This window comes from Moorena sp. SIO2C4, from assembly GCF_010672485.1.
GTDB lineage: Bacteria > Cyanobacteriota > Cyanobacteriia > Cyanobacteriales > Coleofasciculaceae > Moorena > Moorena producens.
The window spans coordinates 1-3473 of sequence record NZ_JAAHGN010000824.1; the positions used below are offsets into that span (position 1 = coordinate 1).

General features: G+C 44.3%; 2 protein-coding genes and 1 pseudogene. All 3 read left to right on the forward strand.

Translation table 11 applies throughout. The features are described from left to right. Window positions 1-52 precede the first annotated feature (52 nt). Window positions 53-448, forward strand: a pseudogene (locus F6K20_RS29765) (septal ring lytic transglycosylase RlpA family protein); the annotation flags it as partial. A gap of 116 nt (window positions 449-564) precedes the next feature. Next, window positions 565-2121 carry a bifunctional pantoate--beta-alanine ligase/(d)CMP kinase gene (locus F6K20_RS29770; protein WP_008179603.1) on the forward strand — a complete coding sequence of 519 codons (1557 nt, stop codon included), beginning with the start codon at window positions 565-567 and terminating at the stop codon, window positions 2119-2121. Between the two features lie 129 nt (window positions 2122-2250). Further along, window positions 2251-3168 carry a polysaccharide deacetylase family protein gene (locus tag F6K20_RS29775; RefSeq protein ID WP_229414304.1) on the forward strand — a complete coding sequence of 306 codons (918 nt, stop codon included), beginning with the start codon at window positions 2251-2253 and terminating at the stop codon, window positions 3166-3168. The last annotated feature ends 305 nt before the right edge of the window (window positions 3169-3473 follow it).

Below are 3473 nucleotides of genomic sequence, written 5' to 3' on the forward strand. Positions count from 1 at the left end.
TTCATAAGAGAAGAGAGCTTCTGCCAATTCTAATCTCCAAGGAAACGCTATCCTGATCGGCTTAGCTTCTCCTCTCAAAAAAAGCACTGCTTCACCACAGACATGGCAACCACTAAAAGTACCAACGATTGCAAGGCGTAGCCGTCGCCGAGTGCGATGGAGTGTAAGGGGGATAGCTTCCTGGTATGGTTCAGGTTTCCATGGCAGGCGCACTGCTAGTGGCGAAAGATTCAATCAATACGCTCTGACTGCTGCTCATCGTACTTTGCGGTTTGGCACTAGAGTCAAAGTGACTAATCTCAGAAATGGTCGCTCTGTCATTGTGCGGATTAATGACCGTGGACCTTATGTCAGGGGTAGGATTATTGACTTGTCCAGAGGAGCTGCCAGAATAATTGGACTGGTAAGGTCTGGCACTGGGTCTGTGCGTATAGAAATTCTTTATTAAATTAATTAGTTATTAGCCAATAGAAATCTCCAGGAATTACTTGGCAACTCCTGGAGATTTCTATTTATATAGGACTATGTTGCTAACATCAATAGGGATCTAAACTCTAGAGTCTTATGCACCTGTTTACAACAACTGCTGGATTACACTGCTACTTAGAACGTCAAGGTCATGGCAAGGAAGTGGGTCTAGTAACCACTATGGGAGCCTTGCACAGCGGTCACTTAAGCTTAATTGAGCGGGCAAGACGAGAAAATTCTCTGGTGATTGTTAGTATTTTTGTTAATCCTCTTCAGTTTGCACCGACAGAGGATTTTCAGGAGTACCCCCGTGGATTGGCTCAGGATCAAGAACTTTGCCAACAGATTGGAGTTGATGCAATTTTTGCTCCCACTGTGGATCAGTTGTATGGTGACAATCCAATGCCCACTGCGGACAAGGGTGATGAATTGACTCAAGTGGTTCCACCCAAAGCCATGACTTCTGTCCTATGTGGTGTCTCTCGTCCTGGTTTTTTTCAGGGTGTGGCAACTGTTGTGGTCAAGCTGTTGAATTTGGTACGACCAAACAGAGCCTATTTTGGTCAAAAGGATGCCCAACAGTTGGCAATCATCCAGTGTATGGTGGCAGATTTTAAGTTACCAGTGACAATTGTTCCTTGTCCGATTGTGCGGGAAAAGTCGGGACTCGCTTGTAGTTCTCGCAATCAATACCTGACACCAGAGCAAAAAGCCCAAGCATCATTACTATATAAAGCGTTGCGTAGCGCTCAGAAAGCGTTTCAAGGTGGATTATGCGATCGCATCAATCTGATTGAGAGGGTTATGTCAGAATTAGCTGGAACCCAGGATATCCAGGTCGAGTATGTGGAATTAGTACATCCTGTTACTCTCACTCCCCTCGAACAGGTTGAAGAGCAAGGATTATTAGCGATCGCAGTTCACTTAGGTACAACTCGTTTAATTGACAATATACTCCTGTCCCACCGCAAACCGATTGTGGCCATTGATGGTCCGGCTGGAGCTGGAAAATCTACCGTTAGCCGTTTGGTAGCCAAAGAGTTAGGATTGATGTATCTTGATACTGGTGCCATGTACCGGGCTGTGACATGGCGGGTGCTCAAAGCCGGTATTGACTTGGAGGATGAGCTTGCGATCGCAGAATTAGTCAGTAAGTGTACAATTAATCTGACTAATAATCAACCGGGAGAGTTTGGGATTCAGGTGTGGGTTGATGGAGAAGAAGTTACCCAGGTCATTCGCTCACAGTCCGTTACTGCCAAAGTGTCTACAGTGGCTGCCCTGAGTTCAGTACGCCGTGAGTTACTCAAACAACAGCAGCGCTGGGGTCGTCAAGGAGGATTAGTGGCTGAAGGTCGTGACATTGGCACCCATGTCTTTCCCAATGCAGAAGTCAAAGTATTCTTAACGGCTTCTGTCCAAGAAAGGGCACGTCGCCGTCAGCAAGACCTGAAAAACCGGGGGCAAGAGGTGAGCTTAGAACAGCTGGAGCAGGAGATTCAACAGCGCGACCTGAAGGACAGCACCCGTGCTGTAGCCCCCTTGCGCAAGGCAGCTGATGCTATTGAAGTACAAACCGATGGTATGAGTATTGCAGAAGTTACCGATTGTCTTGTCAATATCTACTATCAGCAATTGTCACCGGATGGCTGACCGCTAATCTTAAACAGACAATTAAACAGACAATTAGGCAACAGCTAGCCACCAGTATATAAGATGATGGTTAGTTATAGATGATAATTTACTTTCCTGGTATTTTTGCAGGAGCAAAGGAGACCAATTTTGGCAAAACGTGAGGGCTTATTCTGGTCGCGCAGTACATGGATTATAATTGCTGCTATTCTAAGTTGTATGGCTGGCTACACCTTGAAAACAAGTCGATGGGCTAACCAAAATATTGCTGCACTAATCACTAGGCAAATGCCACAGCAGCAAACTGACTCAAAGAAGGTTGAAACGTTAACTAAGCCGCCAGATAAAGGTTTGCAGCAAGGTATTGCTAAATGGGCAGAGCAAGAGAGAGGCAAGCAGATTAACTATGTTCCTCCGCAATTTCGGGGAAAATATATCGAGGACGTTGAGCTTAAAACTCCACAGAAAGTAATTGCCTTGACCTTTGACGATGGTCCTTGGCCGAAGATGACTAACGATGTCCTACACATCCTTAAAAAATATGATGTTAAGGCAACTTTCTTCGTGGTAGGGAGAAATGTTTATCTATATCCAGAAGAGCTTAAGAAAATTGTGGACCATGGTCATGCCCTTGGCAACCATAGTTGGAACCATAGTTATTACTATCATAATCCCTTAGCAGCTGCTAAGGAAATTGATAATACCACAGCACGGATTTACAAAACTATTAACGTTAAGACCTCTTTGTTTAGACCCCCTGGGGGGATAATGAACAATGGCTTAGTGGCTTACGCCCGAAAAAAAAATTACGTGATTGTAAAATGGTCAGCTGACTCAGAGGATTACTCGGTAAACCAACGTCGGTTGACCTATAATGTTCTCCGCAGAGCGAAACCGGGAGGAATTGTGCTACTCCACGATGGTGGCGGCAATCGTGCCAAGACGATACGAGCTTTACCGGTAATTATTACTGAATTGAGAAAGCAAGGTTACCAGTTTGTGACCGTACCAGAATTGTTGGATATGGCACAAAAAGAGTTGGAGATAGCACAAAAAGAACAGAAGTGACATGTAATTACTTATCAACGGTTAATCGTTAGGTAACCATTCAGCTATCAGCCGTCAGCCGTCAGCTTTTTAATAAAACAGGTAAGCCTTTGTTTAATCTCTTTTACGTCTGCTGCCAGGGATTCATAGTCTTGGGCTGATGGGCTTTTCCCCCAGGTTAAACGCCTATAAATTTGTATTAAAAATTACAGTCAAAAAGTAAACAATAGTATCAAAAATCCATAATTAACCTGTTTATTCTCCATAAGCCCGATTGATTATCAATTATTTGCCCTGTTATCATTAGTCGATTTGAGAGTACTCTA